Below are 15,208 nucleotides of genomic sequence, written 5' to 3' on the forward strand. Positions count from 1 at the left end.
CCTCGGTCTAGAGTACGGAGGTGACCAAACTTGGGGCGGCGAGGGCCCGACGGCGGACGCTCCGGCTCCGCGCGCTCCGGTTGCACCCCGCACAGGCCGTGGTCGTCGGATTCGCCGCCGCGATCCTGGTCGGCACCTTCTTGCTCATGCTGCCGATCGCCAAGGCCGGTCCTGGTGGTGCAGGGTTCATCGAGGCGCTGTTCACCGCGACATCCGCTGTCTGCGTGACGGGCCTCACGGTGGTCGACACCCTGGTGTACTGGACGCCGTTCGGGCAGGTCGTCATCATGCTGCTGATCCAGTTGGGCGGCCTCGGCATCATGATCTTCGCCTCGCTCATCGGCCTGGTGCTCGCGCGCAAGCTCTCGGTGCGCTCGCGACTGAACGCCGCGGCCGAGGCGAAGGCAGTCGGACTCGACGACGTGCGGGGACTCGTGCGGGGCATCGTGCTGATCTCGCTCGCGATCGAAGCGGGCACCTTCGTGCTGCTGTTCCTGCGATTCGTGTTCGGCTACGGCTACGACGTCGGCCAGGCGGCCTGGTACGGCGCCTTCCACGCCGTCTCCGCGTTCAACAACGCCGGATTCGCGCTCTACAGCGACAACCTGATGGGGTTCGTGAGCGACCCCTGGATCTGCCTGCCGATCGCCGCCGCGATCATCCTCGGCGGTCTCGGGTTCCCGGTGATCATGCAGTTGCGCAAGGAGTTCACGAAGCCGCTGCACTGGTCGATGAACACGAAGCTCGTGCTGTGGGGCACCGTCGTGCTGCTCGTCGCGGGCACCGTCTACATCACCGTCATCGAATGGAACAACCCCGCGACGCTCGGCGCCCTCGACCCCGCCGCGCGCGTGCTCACGGGCTTCTTCCACTCCGTGCAGACCCGCACCGCGGGGTTCAACGCGCTCGACATCGGTGTGATGCGCGACGAGACGTGGCTCGGCATGGACGTGCTGATGTTCATCGGCGGCGGCCCGGCCGGCACGGCGGGCGGCATCAAGGTCACCACCTTCGCGGTGCTGTACTTCATCATGCTCACCGAGCTCCGCGGCGAGGGCGCGGTGAACATCTTCGGCAAGCGCCTCTCGCGCGCGGTGCACCGGCAGGCGATCACCGTCGTGCTGCTCGCCGTCGCCGCGGTCATGGTGGCGACCGTCGCCCTCATGCTCATCTCCGGCGAAGACCTCGACCGTATGCTCTTCGAGGCGATCTCTGCGTTCGGCACGGTCGGGCTCTCGACCGGCGTCACACCGGGCCTGCCCGACCCGGCCAAGCTCGTGCTCGTGCTGCTGATGTTCATCGGCCGACTCGGGCCGCTCACTCTCGGCAGCGCGATCGCCCTGCGCGAGCGCCCACTGCTCTACGAATATCCCAAGGAGAGGCCGGCCATTGGCTAGATTCCCGTTCTTCGGAGGTGACCCCTCGCGCCGCATCGCCGAGGCCGATTCGGTCGCCGTCATCGGGCTCGGCCGGTTCGGCAGCGCCCTCGCGCTCGAGCTGATGGCCGGAGGCACCGAGGTGCTCGGCATCGATGTCGACGAGACGCTGGTGCAGTTGATGAACGGCCGGCTCACGCAGGTGGTGCGTGCCGACTCCACGAAGGAGGAGGCGCTGCGACAGCTCGCCGTCGACGAGTTCGACCGGGTCGTGGTCGCGATCGGCGACGACATCTCGGCGTCGATCCTGACCTGCTCCGTGTTGCTCAGCATGAAGATCCCCGTGATCTGGGCCAAGGTCGTCGACGACCGTCACGGCCTCATCCTCGAGCAGCTCGGCGTGCACCACGTGATCTACCCCGAGAAGGACATGGGGCGCCGCGTCGCGCACCTCGTGCGCGGCGCGGCGCTGGACTACATCGAGGTCGAGCCGGGCTACGCCCTGGTGAAGTCCGCCGCCCCGGCGATACTCATCGGAAAGCGACTGGGCGACACCGGGCTCCGCACCGAGCACGACGTCACGGTCGCCGCGTTCAAGCGAGCCGGCGAGCAGTGGCGCAATGCCGACGCCGACACGGTGCTGCACGCCGGAGACACCATCCTCGTCGTCGGGCCGACCGCGAGCGCCGAGAGCTTCGCCCAGCTGCGCTGAATCGCGCGGGCTCAGGCGAGGGACGCGAGCGGAGCGGCGTCGAGCAGCTCGATCGCGCACTTCCGCTGCACATGCTGCGAGAGCACGACGATTCCTCCGAGCGCCGACCTGGTCGTTCCGCGCACACCATGGCCGATTCCGGTGCATCGTGGAATGGATTCAGGTCCGCTCCGGCCGTTCGCGCCGAGATCCGCTCCGAATGCCATGTGTCCGAACGCCATCCGTGCCGTAAGCTTCTGGCCAATCAGTGAAGATACGTTTCGTATGTTGCGCACGAGTGGTGCAGTGAGGGGATGACCGATGACGGCGGAGACGAGAGTGGAAGCGACGCGGACGACCGCGAGCGGTGCCGATCCGAGGCTCGGCGCAGCGCGCATCCACGTGATCGACGTCGCCGACGGCCGGGTCGTCTTCGATCGCGACGGCGACCTCCCGGGTCCGACCGCGAGCGTCCTGAAGCTCCTCACCTCGGCAGCGGCCCTCGCCGCCCTCGGCCCCGACCACCGCATCGCGACGAGGGTGGTCGCCGGCGCCGAGCCCGGTGAGATCGTGCTCGTGGGCGGCGGCGACGTCACCCTGACCCGGCTCCCCGTGGGAACCGCCTCGTTCTACCGCGCCTCTGCGCATCTCGAGACCCTCGCAGACGCCGTGCTCGCGGCGATCGGCGAGGGCGTGCTCGACCGACTCGTGCTCGACGACTCCCTGTTCGCGGGGGACGCCTGGTTGCCGGAATGGGACGACGAGGGCCGGAGCCCCGAGGGGTACATCCCCTTCATCACGGCGCTCCAGGTCGACGGCGACCGTGACGACCCGACGATCGACGACACACCGAGGAGCGAGGACCCGGTGGGGCGCGCCGGCACGGCGTTCGCGGACCTCATCGGTCGTGGCCGCGACATCCGGATCTCACGCGGTCGCGCCGCCCCCTCCGCCGAGGTGCTCGCGGAGGTCTTCTCCCCGCCGCTGTCGGAGCTCATCCGCTTCGGCCTCGAGACATCCGACAATGCGCTCATGGAATCGCTCGCGCGGCTGTCGGCGATCGCCATCGGCGAGTCGGCCGACTTCGCCGGGGTCTCGCGCGCGATCCCCGCGCTGCTCGCGCGCTACGGACTGCCGGTCGAGGTGCTGACCGTTCGCGACGGTTCGGGCCTCAGCGATCGCAACTCGGTGCCCGCGCGCTTCGTGGCCGAACTGCTGGTGCAGGCGCATCGGCGTGAGCACGGGCTCGGCGTGATCGACGACATGCTGCCGGCGACCGGGCCGAACGGCACCTTCAACCGGAAGCGCTTCACGGGCGACGACGCGATCGTCGGCGATGCCGTTCGCGCGAAGACCGGCTACATCAACATCGTGTGCTCCCTGGGCGGGATCGTGCGGGCCGCCGATGGAACCGAGCTCGCATTCGCGGTCTACGCGGTCGGCGAGATGATGGGCGACCCGGCGCGCGCCGCGATCGACGCGTTCGTCGCGAGCCTGTACCTCGACGGCGCCGAGGCGGCCTGAAGCCCGGGAGATCGGGAAACCTGCGAGGTCGCCGGACGCCCGCGCGTCGCCCGCATCCGGAGTGCCCGATCGTCGGCACCCGCGCTTAGGGTGGAGGGCATGACCGATGTCGCGCTGCCCTCCGGAATCAAGCAGGACGAACTCGACGCGGGCATCCGCCCGCAAGACGACCTGTTCCGACACGTCAACGGCAAGTGGATCGAACGCACCGACATCCCGGCCGACAAGGCCAGGTACGGCTCGTTCCTCGTGCTGCACGAAGAGGCCGAGCAGGCCGTGCGCGAGATCATCGAGGAGTCGCAGGCGGCCGAGCCCGGCACCGAGGCCCGCAAGGTCGGCGACCTGTACGCGAGCTTCATGAACGAGGAGCGTGCGAACCTCCTGGGCGCCACCCCCATCGCGGGCCAGCTCGTCGAGGTCGACCTGATCGACTCGGTCGACGCGTTCCTCGAGACCCTCGGTCGGCTCGAGCGCCAGGGCGTGCCCGGTTTCGTGCAGCTCTACGTCGACAACGACCCGGGCGACCCCGAGCGCTACCTCGTCTTCGTCGAGCAGGGCGGCATCGGCCTGCCCGACGAGAGCTACTTCCGCGAAGAGCGGTTCGAATCGGTTCGCGAGGCGTACCGTGCACACCTCGAGCGGATGCTGCGGCTCGCGCAGCTCGAGGCCCCCGACGAGCGCGCGGCCCGGGTCTTCGAGCTCGAGACCGCGATCGCCGCGGCGCACTGGAGCAACGTCGAGACCCGCGACAGCGAGAAGACGTACAACCTGTTCTCGTGGGACGACGCGGTTGCCGAGGCATCCGTCGACCTGAACATCTGGCGCGACGCCATGGGCGTGCCCGCCGGGGCGTTCGACGAGATCGTGCTGCGCGAGCCCTCGTTCGTGCAGGGGCTCGGCGCGCTGCTCACCGCAGACCGCCTGCAGGCCTGGAAGGACTGGCTCGCGTGGCAGGTCGTGCGCGGCAGCGCCGCGTACCTCTCGAACGACTTCGTCGAGGCGAACTTCGACTTCTACGGCCGCACGCTCACCGGCACCCCGCAGATGCGCGAGCGCTGGAAGCGCGGCGTCTCGCTCGTCGAGGGCGCCATGGGCGAGGCCGTCGGCCGCATCTACGTCGAGCGGCACTTCCCGCCCGCCGCCAAGGAGGCGATGGACGACCTCGTCGCGAACCTCGTCGAGGCGTACCGCCGGTCGATCGACGCGCTCGAGTGGATGGGTGAGGAGACTCGCGCCAAGGCGCTCGACAAGCTCGCGAAGTTCACGCCGAAGATCGGCTTCCCGGTGAAGTGGCGCGACTACTCGGCGCTCGAGATCACCGACGACCTGGTCGGCAACGTGCGGGCGACCGCCGAGTACGAGTTCAACCGCGAACTCGGCAAGATCGGCAAGCCGCTCGATCGCGACGAGTGGTTCATGACGCCGCAGACGATCAACGCGTACTACAACCCCGGGTTCAACGAGATCGTGTTCCCGGCGGCGATCCTGCAGTACCCGTTCTTCGACGCGGAGCGCGACGCCGCCGCCAACTACGGCGCGATCGGCGCCGTCATCGGCCACGAGATCGGGCACGGCTTCGACGACCAGGGCTCGAAGTACGACGGCGACGGGCGCCTCACCGACTGGTGGACCGAGGCCGACCGCGCCGCCTTCGAGGAGCGCACGACGGCGCTCATCGCCCAGTACGACGCGCTCGTGCCGGCGCAGCTCGAGACCGCGCAGGCGGAGACGGCGCAGGCCGAGACTGGGCAGGCGGAGACCGCGGTCGACGGCGAGAACGGCGACGAAGCCGATGCCGAGGCGCCGCACGTCAACGGCGCCCTCACGATCGGCGAGAACATCGGCGACCTCGGCGGGCTCGCGATCGCGTGGAAGGCGTACGTGCTCTCGCTCGGCGGCGACGTCGACTCGGCGCCCGTGATCGACGGGCTCACCGCCGCGCAGCGCTTCTTCCTGTCGTGGGCGCAGGCCTGGCAGATGAAGGGCCGTGACGAAGAGGTCGTGCGCCTGCTGGCGATCGACCCGCACTCGCCGAACGAGTTCCGCTGCAACCAGATCGTCAGGAACATCGACGAGTTCTACGCTAGCTTCGAAGTGACTCCCGACGACGCCCTCTGGCTCGAACCAGCCGAGCGTGTGACGATCTGGTAGTGCTGCACATACAATCGAGAAATTTCGAGCGCGCCGCTGACGCGGTGGGGGAGCGCCGACCGTCAGGGAGTGGAATCACCGTGGTGACGTCGTCGCAGGGTTCCGAGCGGCGCGCACGGCATAGCGACCTCCGTCGCGGCAAGCACCGCACCGAGGAGCCGGGCGAGAACTTCGCCCGCGGGTTCGACGCCCTCGGCGAGCTCGCACTCGCCGGGGTGCAGGTCTCGGCTCGTGCGACCGACCTCGCGACCGGAAAGGTGCTCTTCTCGGTCGACGACCACGTCGTCATGCCGACGGCGTCGATCGGCAAGGTGCTGCTGCTCGTCGAGGTCGCGTCGCGGCTCGCGGGCGACAGCAGCGAATCGTTCACGGTGCTCGATCGTGCCCCGCGCGACGCGGTCGGCGATTCGGGCATCTGGCAGCACATGCAGTCGCCGTCGTTGCCCCTCGCCGACCTCGCGGCGCTCATCGGGGCGACGAGCGACAACCTCGCGACGAACGTGCTCATCCGCTACGTCGGGCTCGAAGCGGTGCGTGCCCGCACCGAGGCCCTCGGACTCACCCGCACGGCCCTCCTCGACCTCGTGCGCGATCACCGCGGCCCCGACGACGCCCCGCAGCTCTCGATCGGTTCGGCGAAGGAGCTGACGTGGCTGTTCGCCTCGCTCGCCCGCGGCGAGATCGTCTCGCCCGAGGTGTCGCAGCGGGTCGTCGGATGGCTCTCGCTGAACGCCGACCTCTCGATGGTCGCGAGCGCGTTCGGCCTCGATCCGCTCGCGCACCGCACCCCCGATCACAACGTGCTGCTCATGAACAAGACGGGCACCGACGGCGGGGTGCGCAGCGAGGTCGGCGTGCTCCGCGGTCCACGTGCGAGCGTCTCGTACGCGGTGTCGATGTACTACGCCGACACGATGATCTCCTCGCGCCTCGCGGTACTCGACGGCATGCGCCAGGTCGGTCTCGACCTGCTCGAGTACGTGCACTGATGTCGATCCGGTCGTTCAGGTCGACCGATCGCGACGCGGTCGAACGGCTGCTGACGATCGCATTGGCCACGCCGACGACGTCGGCCGACGCGCCGCCGATCGAGGTGGGGTTGAACACGGCGCTGCTCGGCGACCCCGCCTACTCCGGGCGGTTCGGATTCGTTCCCGGGGCCGAGCTCGGCATCCTCGCGCCCGAGCCGGCATGGGGAGAGTACTTCCCAGCGCTCCGCCTCGCGGCCGCCGGCGACGCGCACCGCGGCGGGTTCCGCTACGCCCGCCCCTTCGAGGAGCTCTGAGCGATCGTCGCCTCGGTCTCCGTCGTCTCGGTCTCCGTCGTCTCCGCGTCGGCGTCGGCCGCTGCCGCGAAGGTCGCTCTCGCCGCCTCGATGACCGCCCCCGGTGGGGCTGAGAGCGACTCGACCGCGGCGACGACGGCCGCGGCCGTCTCGGCTGCCGAGAGGATGCGGAAGTGGCCAGCGACCGGCAGCAGCCGGTTGGTGGCGCCGGCGAGCGAGCTGCCCTCGGGCAGGTGCGGGTCGAAGACCCCGAAGATCGACACGATGCGCGAGTTGACGGATGCTGCGCTCGCGAGCTCGACGATCGTCGCGCTGTCGGGGTCGAACTCCCGCATGCTCGGGTCGAGCAGGTAGCGCGCCAGCCGCGCTCCGCCGAACGGCGTGGCGATCGCGACGAGCCCGCGCAGGTCGAGGCGATGATCGAGATCGCCGAGCAGCAGCCGCTTGCCGACGAGCCCGCCCTTGGAGTGGGCGACGACGACCCGGCCCGATGGCGGGGTCGGGATGCGCGCGAGCGCGCGCCGCACGCGCTCGGCGGTCTCGGGGATCGCGAGCAGGTTCGCGCCGAGGCCGTGGGCGACCTGTACCCGGTAGCCATGGGCGTTCAGCGCATCGCCGAGCGGCTCCATGAACGACCAGTGCTCGTAGACGCCGGGCAGCAGCAGGATCGTCGGCTTGCCGGCGTCTCCTCGCGCCCATCGTCTCGGCAGCTTCGGCACGGTGAGCACGCGCAGCTGCTGCTTCGCGGCATCGAGGTAGTCGAGCGCCCACCAGGCGGCGGCAGCGAAGGGTGAGAGCCGTGCGGGTGTCACCATGCTCCGCAGTCTACGAGGGCGGGGTCGAAGCGGCGCGTCTCAGTCGATGAGCCCGGCGGCGGCGAGTCGCTCGAGCACCTCGGCTCCGGCAGGTGGGCATCGATCGAGGTCGGCGGTCGTCACCCAGTGCAGGCTGCCGACCTCGGCCGAGGCGAAGGGCGCGGCATCCGTCTCGGCGTGGAACACCCGCATGCGCACGAGGCGGCCTTCGGGCTCGCCGTGCGCCTGTACGACGACCTCGAAGAGCTCCAGGAGTTCGGCGGGGTCGAGCACGAGCGCGACCTCCTCGAGGGCTTCGCGGGCCGCGGCCTCGGCAGCCGTCTCGCCATCGTCGATCTTGCCGCCGGGCATGTAGTACACGTCGCGGTCGCGTGCGGTGACCATGAGCACGCGACGATCGCGCACGAGGGCGATGGCGGCGACACGGATGTCGGTGAGCTGAGGCATCCGTTCCACCCTACGTCGTCGGGTCTGTCGCCCCGCGAGGCCGCACCGCTACGCTGGCTCGCACCAGCGCGAAGGAGCGAACCGATGGCCGACGAGCAGACGACCAGCCCACGAGGATTCGCGCGGGACGTGCAGTCCGAGGTGTACCGGGCCGGGCTCTCGGGCATCCGCCCCGCCGTGCCGGTCGACTTCGGCGCGCTCGAGCGGGCCGCGCGCAAGGCCGTATCGACGGAGGCGTTCGCCTACCTCGCCGGTGGCGCCGGCGCCGAGGCGACGATGGCCGCGAACCGTGCGGCCTTCGCGCGGTGGCAGATCTGGCCGCGCGTGCTCAGAGACGTCTCGGAGCGCGACCTCTCGATCGAGTTGCTCGGCAAGAAGCGGGCGACGCCGTTCATGCTCTCGCCGATCGGTGTCGCCGAGATGGCGCACCCCGAGGCCGATGTCGCGGTGGGCCGGGCCGCCGCCGCGCTCGACGTGCCCTACCTGCTATCGAACCAGGCGTCCCGCCCGATGGAGGAGGTCGCCGCCGCGATGGGCTCGCGATCGCGATGGTTCCAGCTCTACTGGAGCGCCTCCGACCAGCTCAACGCCTCGTTCGTGCGTCGCGCCGAGGCATCCGGCTGCGAGGCGATCGTCGTCACGCTCGATACGCACCTGCTCGGCTGGCGCACCCGAGATCTCGACGCCGCCTACCTGCCGTTCACGCGGGGGCAGGGCATCGCGCAGTACACGAGCGACCCCGTCTTCGCCGAGCTCGTGCGGCAGCGGGTCGCTGCGGGCGCCGGCGGGGGAGCGCGCCCCAAGGTCACCCCGACGCTGCTCGCCTCGGCGTTCTCGATCGCGCGCGCCGGCGCCCGCACCCCGCTCGTCGACGGGGGCGTTCGTGCGGCCCTGCGCTCGCCGCTGCCACGGGCGGCGATCGAGACCTTCCTCGACGTGTTCTCGAACCCGGCGCTCACCTGGGGCGACCTCGCGAAGCTGCGCGAGTGGACGAAGCTGCCGGTGCTGCTGAAGGGCGTGCTGCATCCGGATGACGCGGCGCAGGCGCTCGATCACGGCGTCGACGGCATCGTGGTCTCGAACCACGGCGGCCGGCAGGTCGACGACTCGGTCGCGAGCCTCGACGCCCTGCCGGGAGTCGTCGAACGGGTGGGCGGGCGCGTGCCCGTCATCCTCGACAGCGGCGTGCGCGGCGGTGCCGACGCGTTCATCGCCCTCGCGCGCGGCGCCACCGCCGTCGGCATCGGACGCCCCTACGTCTACGGGCTCGCGGTCGCCGGGGCCACGGGCGTGCGCGAGGTCGTGCGCAACCACATCGCCGAGTTCGACCTCACGCTCGGGCTCGCCGGGCACCGCTCGGTCGCCGAGATCGGGCCGGATTCGCTGCGCGCCGCGTGAGCCGTGCGCGCCGCGTGAGCCGCGGCATCCGAGGGACCGATGCCCGAAGCGCTGCTGCAGCCGCCGTCGTGCAGGCGCCTACCTGGTGAGCGTCTTCACGAGGGCGACGGCCTCCGATGGCGACACGTCGGGCAGGTACGCCTTGCCGATCGCGATGCCGATCGCCGGCAGCGCGAGCGGGTCGGGGTAGGCCATCGAGATGGTCTCGTACTCGGGGTTGAACTTCGCCTTGAACCGGAACAACGACGAGAAGCCGTAGGCCGGCTCGAGGGTCGCGGCGAGGAAGTCGAGGAGCCGCGTCATGACCGTCGGCTCGGGCGGCGTCTCGCCCGGGGCGAGCGGCTTGGTCGCGAGCGGGGCGCCCGAGAGGCTCAGCACCTCGGCACCCTCCTCCTTCATGTGCAGCGCCGCGGAGGCGATGAGGAACTCCATGATGCCGTTCATGCTGCCGTCGGCCCGGCGCATGAAGTCGATGGTCCAGCCGATCACGGCGCCGTCGCGGTAGACGGGCAGCCAACTCGTCACGGCCTGCAGCCGCCCGTCGGGCCCGACCGCGAGCATGAGGCGCACCTCGGGATCCTTCAGCTCCTCCATGCCGCCGAGCGTGAAGCCCATCTCGGGCAGCTCCTTCTCGGCGATCCACTCCTCGGAGATCGCGTTGATCTGGGCGACCGTCGTGAGGGGCAGCTCGTCCCAGCTGGTCCAGACCGTGGTCATGCCCTCCTTGATGCCGCGGTTCAGCGCCTGCCGCACCTTCTGCCAGGGCTTGCCCGCGAGTTCGAGCCCCTTCGTGCGCACGAGCGTCTCCTCACCGACCGACATGTGCTCCCACTCGAGTTCGTCGAACACGGGCAGGTACTGCGGGTGCACGCTGTAGAAGACGGGCACCCAGCTGTTCGCGTCGCAGAACGCGGCGAATTCGCGGATGACGCGGCCGCCGTCGCCCGGCGCGCAGATCGGGTCGGACATCGTGATGGCGACGCCGTTGATCACGCGGTAGGCGACGGCGGAGTCGCCGTCGTCGCCGAACCACGCCACGTTGCCCGGCCAGGTCGCCATGAACCCGAGCGTGCCGCCGCCGTTGCGGTGCAGCAGCTCGCGGAGCCGTGCGTCGTCGGCGGTCCTCGCGGCGGTGCCGGTGCGCGACATCAGCCGGATCGCCGCGACGATGAACACCGTCCAGAACACCGGGCCGACGGCTTGGGCGAGGAAGCTCGTGAGGTCGTGGCCGGGCAGCACGATCGGGTCGACGGCGGCGAGGAAGTGGGGCGGCACGAACCGCTTGGCGGTGTCGAGCAGCACGTCCCACCCGGTCGCTGCCGGCCAGTACTCGTCGACGGTCGCGAGTCCGGTCACGAGGTAGAGCCCCGCGAGCACGACGAAGGCGCCGCCCACGACCCCGGCGAACCGAGCGAACGCGCCGCGCGGCGCCCGGATCTGGAAATGCCGTCTCGTGACGATGAGCATGACGATGATGCCGATCGGCAGCGCGAGCACGGCGACGATCCAGACGAGCAGCTCGCCGAGGTCGAACACCGTCCACGTGCCGTCGTCGACGTCGGCGGTCGTCACGGTGACGTCGAACGCCGTGCGGGCGAACAGCAGGATGGCGGCGTTCACCCCGATCGCGAGCCAGCGGGCGAAGCGGCGGCCGTGCCGGAGCCCCCATGCGGCGAGCAGCAGGAGCAGCACCGGCACGAACGAGAGCAGGAACATGCCGAACCCCTGCGCGCTGAGCAGGGCGAGCTGGGCGGTGCACGACTCGGAGGCGATCGCCGCCGCGGTGGCGGCCTCGCCGCCGCACTTCGCCATCACGGCCGAGAGCTCGAGGGGCTCGTCGGCGTAGAGGTACGAGCCGAAGGCGAAGGGCGTCAGCTCGGAGCGGTTCACGAGGGCGACGACCGGGCCGATACCGGTCACCGCGACGACGGCGGCGACGAGCGTGCGGGTCTCGCCGTGCGAGCTGCGCTTGGCCGAGAGGGTCGAGGCGTCACGGGTGAACAGGGCGCCGAGCAGGTAGCCGGCGATCGCGGCGACCAGGCGGTACGCATTCGACGAGTCGCCGTCGTAGAGCACGAACACGAGGATGAAGGCTGACGCGCCGACACGGATGCGTCGCCGCCAGAGCCTGCCCATGAACGCCGTCGCCGTGATGAGCGCGCCCACGATGCCGGCGAGCGGGTCGAGCGTCAGGTCGGCGGCGGTGCCCGTCGCCCACCATTCGCCGGCGAGCGAGCCGATCCACTGCAGCCAGGTGCCGATCGCGACGCCGAGTGCGCCGGTCACGAGGAACGCGACGATCGTGCGCCACGTGCCCATGCGCCGCTCGGCGACGCCGAGCAGCACCAGTGCCGCGAGCACCCCGAAGACGAGCTGGAAGGGGTCGTACGGAATGACGAGCGCGGTCGCGACGGTCCACCACTGCCGGCCGTCGACCGTCGTGATCACCCCGGCCGCCCACGTCGTCGCCGTCGCATCGGACGCGACGCCGAAGAGGGTGCCCGTCGCGATCGCGGTCACGACGAGCAGCGCCGCGAGGGTGATGCTGAAGGGCACGCGACGGATGAATCCGCCGAGCGCCTCCGCCGTGGAGTGGAGTCGGCCCGTCGGCTCGGTGTCGACCGAGTCGCCCCTGCCCTCGGGGGCTTCCGCCGCCGCGCTCATGGCGCCGAGAGCCCGAGCCGGGGGGAGAGCACCTCGAAGCCCTTCTCGAGTCCTCCGTTCAGCGCCACGACGTCGTGGTCGGCGCCGGGCACGAGGAAGAGCGTCGTCTGCATGCCGGCGGCGGTCGCGGCATCCGCCAGTCGTTCGGTGCCGCGCAGGAACGCGAGGTCGTTCTCGCCGACCGTGAAGATCGCGACCGAGTCGGGGTAGGGCGCCTTCGCCGCCATGATGTTGGCCGGCTTCACGAGGTCGTAGGCGAACTGGTCGCCGTTGAAGATCTCGGCGCGCACGTCGTCGGCGTTCTCGGCGCCCGCGTACTCCACCGGCGAGACGGCGAGCAGGTTGCCGAACACCTCGGGGTACTTCGCCCCGAAGTACGCTGCGCACCCGCCGCCGTTCGAGTACCCGGCGACGGTCGTGAACTGCGGGCCCTGCAGCACGCCGAGTCGCTGCTTCGCCCACGGCACGACGTCCTGCATGACGTAGGTCTCGACCTTGCCGAGCTCGCTGTCGAGACAGAGGGGGTCTGCGGCCGGGTCGCCCAACTGGTCGATCACGAGGGCGATCGGGGCGAGCCCATCGTGTTCGGCGGCGAAGTCGTCGAGCACGTCGCCGATGAAACTCGCCTCGGGGTCGCCGGGCTGGCCCATCATCATGATGACGAGGGGGAGGCGCGGGGCATCCGCAACGAGCGCGGCCGGCGGCAGGTAGATCTGCGCGGGACGTGCCTCGAAGCCCGACACCGTGTTCGGCACGCCGCCCTGCACGATGCCGACCTCGCCGGTCTCGGGCATGTCGGGTGGCGGGGTCCACGTCGCGTACAGCGGTTCCGCCGGGTCGGCGATCGTCGCCGGGTCGGGAACGGGCGGGTCGATCGTGTCGGCGGTCGAGATGTGGAACATCGAGCCGAGCGTGGGGTTCAGTCCGTATGCGGCGTTCACGCCGAACGCGGCGGTCGCCGAGAACAGCGGGATCGCGAGCAGGGCGATGATCTTGCGCCACCATCGCGAGTGCCAGAGATTCCAGATCGCGACGGAGATGCCGGCGAACGCCGCGGGTACCCAGAGCCACGCCGAATCATCGACCGGGCCGCCGAACGCGTCGAGCACGTTGACGCCGATCCAGAGCGCGGCGATGCCGACGAGCGAGCCCACGATGAGCAGCACGATGACCGTCAGCACCCACGCCCAGCCCGAACCGCGGAAGAGCAGGTAGAGGAAGACCAGTGCCGCGAGCGCGTACATCGCGACCATGAACGGCCCGTCGATCACGTTCAGTTCCCAGATGAGATCCCACACCGTCGCCCCCTCGGCCATGGTCGTGATGGGCACAGCGTACCGACCGCGCGCTCGTTCGTGGTCGCGCCCGCCCGTAGGATGGTGACACCGTGTCGTTTTCCGGCCTCACGCCCGATTCCGACTGTCTCGCCCGATCCCCAGGACCATTGGAGCCACCGTGGCCGCACCCAGCCGTCTCGAATCCGTCATCGCCCTCGCCCAGCACCGGGGGTTCGTCTTCCAGGCCGGCGAGATCTACGGCGGATCCCGTTCCGCGTGGGACTACGGCCCCCTCGGCGTCGAGCTCAAGGAGAACATCAAGCGGCAGTGGTGGCGCTACATGGTCACCGGTCGCGACGACGTCGTCGGTCTCGACTCGAGCGTCATCCTGCCGAAGCAGGTCTGGATCGCCTCCGGGCACGTCGGCGTCTTCACCGACCCGCTCGTCGAGTGCCTGCACTGCCACAAGCGCTTCCGCGAAGACCACCTGCTCGAGGCCTTCGAGGAGAAGAAGGGCCGCGCCCCCGAGAACGGCATGGGCGACATCGCCTGCCCGAACTGCGGCACCCGCGGTCAGTGGACCCCGCCGCGCGACTTCAACATGATGCTGCAGACCTACCTGGGTCCGGTTCAGGATGAATCGGGGCTGCACTACCTCCGCCCAGAGACGGCGCAGGGCATCTTCACGAACTTCGCGAACGTGCTGCAGGCCGCTCGCATGAAGCCGCCGTTCGGCATCGGCCAGATCGGCAAGTCGTTCCGCAACGAGATCACGCCCGGAAACTTCATCTTCCGCACGCGCGAGTTCGAGCAGATGGAACTCGAGTTCTTCGTCGAGCCCGGCACCGACGACCAGTGGTTCGAGTACTGGCTCGACTACCGCTGGGACTGGTACGTCGACCTCGGTGTCGACCCCGCGAACCTGCGTCGCTTCGAACACCCCGCAGAGAAGCTGTCGCACTACTCGAAGCGCACCGTCGACATCGAGTACCGCTTCGGCTTCACGGGTGGCGAGTGGGGCGAGCTCGAGGGCGTCGCGAACCGCACCGACTTCGACCTCACGACCCACTCGGAGCACTCGGGCAAGGAGCTCTCGTACTTCGACCAGTCGAAGAACGAGCGTTGGATCCCCTACGTGATCGAGCCCGCAGCCGGTCTCACCCGCTCGCTCATGGCGTTCCTCGTCGACGCGTACCACGTCGAAGAGGTGCCGAACGCGAAGGGCGGCGTCGACACCCGCACCGTGCTGCGCCTCGACCCGCGTCTCGCCCCGGTGAAGGCGGCCGTGCTTCCGCTGAGCCGCAACGAGAAGCTGTCGCCGCTCGCTCGCGAGGTCGCCGCGTCGCTGCGCAAGCACTGGAACGTCGACTTCGACGACGCCGGTGCCATCGGTCGCCGCTACCGTCGTCAGGACGAGATCGGCACGCCGTTCTGCATCACGGTCGACTTCGACTCGCTCGACGACAACGCCGTGACGGTGCGCGAGCGCGACAGCATGGAGCAGGTGCGCGTGCCGCTCGCCGAGCTCGAGGGCTTCCTGGCCTCGCGCCTCGTCGGCGCGTAGCGCGGGACGGGTGGGC

The 15,208-nt window shown here is 70.1% G+C and carries 13 protein-coding genes; 8 read left to right on the top strand and 5 right to left on the bottom strand.

Annotated elements, in window-relative coordinates:
• The first annotated feature begins 20 nt into the window (after positions 1-20).
• Both BJY17_RS13070 and BJY17_RS13075 read left to right on the top strand, forming a co-directional pair.
• Positions 21-1,397, top strand: coding sequence for a TrkH family potassium uptake protein (locus BJY17_RS13070; RefSeq protein ID WP_179551732.1), 1,377 nt, complete (start codon positions 21-23; stop codon positions 1,395-1,397).
• Complete coding sequence (locus BJY17_RS13075; RefSeq protein ID WP_218889911.1) at positions 1,390-2,088, top strand: potassium channel family protein; 699 nt, start codon at positions 1,390-1,392, stop codon at positions 2,086-2,088. Before BJY17_RS13070 ends, BJY17_RS13075 begins: the two co-directional genes overlap by 8 nt.
• Before the next feature lie 11 nt (positions 2,089-2,099).
• Here the strand turns inward: BJY17_RS13075 and BJY17_RS18375 are convergent, their stop codons facing one another.
• On the bottom strand, positions 2,100-2,294 hold the full coding sequence (locus BJY17_RS18375) for a hypothetical protein (RefSeq protein ID WP_218889912.1): 195 nt from the start codon (positions 2,292-2,294) through the stop codon (positions 2,100-2,102).
• A gap of 112 nt (positions 2,295-2,406) precedes the next feature.
• Here BJY17_RS18375 and BJY17_RS13080 point away from each other — a divergent pair, with 112 nt between their 5' ends.
• The 4 genes from BJY17_RS13080 (at position 2,407) to BJY17_RS13095 (ending at position 7,027) form a co-directional block, all read left to right on the top strand.
• Entirely contained in the window at positions 2,407-3,591 is a 1,185-nt protein-coding gene (locus BJY17_RS13080) for a D-alanyl-D-alanine carboxypeptidase/D-alanyl-D-alanine-endopeptidase (protein WP_179551733.1), read from the top strand.
• A 99-nt stretch (positions 3,592-3,690) separates the two neighbouring features.
• Positions 3,691-5,742 (top strand): M13 family metallopeptidase, encoded by a 2,052-nt coding sequence (locus BJY17_RS13085; protein ID WP_179551734.1) that lies wholly within the window; start codon positions 3,691-3,693, stop codon positions 5,740-5,742.
• A gap of 80 nt (positions 5,743-5,822) precedes the next feature.
• Positions 5,823-6,731 (top strand): serine hydrolase, encoded by a 909-nt coding sequence (locus tag BJY17_RS13090; protein WP_179551735.1) that lies wholly within the window; start codon positions 5,823-5,825, stop codon positions 6,729-6,731.
• Positions 6,731-7,027, top strand: coding sequence for a hypothetical protein (locus BJY17_RS13095; RefSeq protein WP_179551736.1), 297 nt, complete (start codon positions 6,731-6,733; stop codon positions 7,025-7,027). Before BJY17_RS13090 ends, BJY17_RS13095 begins: the two co-directional genes overlap by 1 nt.
• Here BJY17_RS13095 and BJY17_RS13100 read toward each other — a convergent pair.
• Both BJY17_RS13100 and BJY17_RS13105 read right to left on the bottom strand, forming a co-directional pair.
• Positions 7,000-7,842, bottom strand: a complete 843-nt coding sequence (locus tag BJY17_RS13100; RefSeq protein ID WP_179551737.1) for an esterase/lipase family protein — start codon at positions 7,840-7,842, stop codon at positions 7,000-7,002. The two genes, BJY17_RS13095 and BJY17_RS13100, sit on opposite strands and share 28 nt — an antisense overlap.
• Before the next feature lie 39 nt (positions 7,843-7,881).
• Entirely contained in the window at positions 7,882-8,289 is a 408-nt protein-coding gene (locus tag BJY17_RS13105) for an NUDIX domain-containing protein (protein WP_179551738.1), read from the bottom strand.
• Between the two features lie 84 nt (positions 8,290-8,373).
• Between BJY17_RS13105 and BJY17_RS13110 the strand changes: the two genes are divergently transcribed.
• On the top strand, positions 8,374-9,687 hold the full coding sequence (locus BJY17_RS13110) for an alpha-hydroxy-acid oxidizing protein (RefSeq protein ID WP_179551739.1): 1,314 nt from the start codon (positions 8,374-8,376) through the stop codon (positions 9,685-9,687).
• Positions 9,688-9,765: 78 nt separating this feature from the next.
• Here the strand turns inward: BJY17_RS13110 and BJY17_RS13115 are convergent, their stop codons facing one another.
• Together BJY17_RS13115 and BJY17_RS18965 are read right to left on the bottom strand one after the other, a co-directional pair.
• On the bottom strand, positions 9,766-12,351 hold the full coding sequence (locus tag BJY17_RS13115; protein WP_179551740.1) for a phosphatidylglycerol lysyltransferase domain-containing protein: 2,586 nt from the start codon (positions 12,349-12,351) through the stop codon (positions 9,766-9,768).
• Positions 12,348-13,682, bottom strand: a complete 1,335-nt coding sequence (locus BJY17_RS18965) for an alpha/beta hydrolase (RefSeq protein WP_179551741.1) — start codon at positions 13,680-13,682, stop codon at positions 12,348-12,350. Before BJY17_RS18965 ends, BJY17_RS13115 begins: the two co-directional genes overlap by 4 nt.
• Positions 13,683-13,806: 124 nt before the next feature.
• On the opposite strand from BJY17_RS18965, the gene BJY17_RS13125 reads away from it, so the two are divergent.
• On the top strand, positions 13,807-15,192 hold the full coding sequence (locus BJY17_RS13125) for a glycine--tRNA ligase (RefSeq protein ID WP_179551742.1): 1,386 nt from the start codon (positions 13,807-13,809) through the stop codon (positions 15,190-15,192).
• Positions 15,193-15,208: the final 16 nt, after the last annotated feature.

This window comes from Agromyces hippuratus (assembly GCF_013410355.1).
Taxonomy (GTDB): Bacteria; Actinomycetota; Actinomycetes; order Actinomycetales; family Microbacteriaceae; genus Agromyces; species Agromyces hippuratus.

Coding starts and splice junctions, on each gene's coding strand:
- BJY17_RS13110 (WP_179551739.1), top strand. CDS start 8,374: ATGGCCGACGAGCAGACGACCAGCCCACGAGGATTCGCGCGGGACGTG.
- BJY17_RS13105 (WP_179551738.1), bottom strand. CDS start 8,289: ATGCCTCAGCTCACCGACATCCGTGTCGCCGCCATCGCCCTCGTGCGC.
- BJY17_RS13095 (WP_179551736.1), top strand. CDS start 6,731: ATGTCGATCCGGTCGTTCAGGTCGACCGATCGCGACGCGGTCGAACGG.
- BJY17_RS18375 (WP_218889912.1), bottom strand. CDS start 2,294: ATGGCATTCGGAGCGGATCTCGGCGCGAACGGCCGGAGCGGACCTGAA.
- BJY17_RS13085 (WP_179551734.1), top strand. CDS start 3,691: ATGACCGATGTCGCGCTGCCCTCCGGAATCAAGCAGGACGAACTCGAC.
- BJY17_RS13115 (WP_179551740.1), bottom strand. CDS start 12,351: ATGAGCGCGGCGGCGGAAGCCCCCGAGGGCAGGGGCGACTCGGTCGAC.
- BJY17_RS13100 (WP_179551737.1), bottom strand. CDS start 7,842: ATGGTGACACCCGCACGGCTCTCACCCTTCGCTGCCGCCGCCTGGTGG.